This window comes from Photorhabdus aballayi, from assembly GCF_026153155.1.
Classification (GTDB): domain Bacteria; phylum Pseudomonadota; class Gammaproteobacteria; order Enterobacterales; family Enterobacteriaceae; genus Photorhabdus; species Photorhabdus luminescens.
Window position 1 is genome coordinate 1 of sequence record NZ_JAPFCD010000142.1, and the last position, 702, is coordinate 702.

A 702-nucleotide genomic window follows, 5' to 3' on the forward strand; every position below is an offset into this window, starting at 1 on the left:
GAGAGTGTGATCGCATCAAAGCGGTCCTGCTGGCCTCTGAGGGCTGGAGTTCAGTGATGATCGCTCAGGCCCTGCGTTTGCATGAAACGACCGTTAATCGTCATATCAGCGATTACCTTAATCACCGCAAAATCAAGCCCGAAAATGGCGGCTCTCAGAGCCACCTCAGCGAAACACAGACGCAGGAACTTATCGCTTATCTGACAGAGAATCTTCTGCCCACCACACAGGCGGTTATCCGCCTTGTCAAAGAAGCGTGGAATATCAGTTACACCGTTCCCGGCATAAATAAATGGCTGCACCATAATGGATTCAGTTATAAAAAACCGACTGGTGTGCCACACAAGTTCAACGCGGAACAGCAGCGGGCCTTTATAGAAACCTACGGGAAACTGAAACAGGAAGCCGGAGACGATGAGCCCATCCTGTTCATTGATGGCGTCCATCCCACGCAGGGGACGAAACTGGCTTATGGCTGGATGCGTCAAGGCCAGAAAACCGTAGTGAAAACGACGGGAAGCCGTACCCGCCTGAATCTGATGGGGGCCCTGAATCTGGCCGATATTAGTAAAACGGTGGTACGCGAGTATGACCGTATCGACAGTTATCACATCGCAGAATTTTTCATTGCGCTGCGTGAAACCTATCCGGTCAGTCAGAAGGTTCATATTATCCTTGACGGAGCCGGTTACCATCGAAGTG

Annotated in this window: 1 protein-coding gene; it reads left to right on the plus strand. The window is 51.0% G+C overall.

What is annotated here, in order from left to right; genetic code table 11:
- On the plus strand, window positions 1-702 hold a 702-nt coding region (locus tag OO184_RS24940; protein ID WP_265381454.1), incomplete at both ends, for an IS630 family transposase.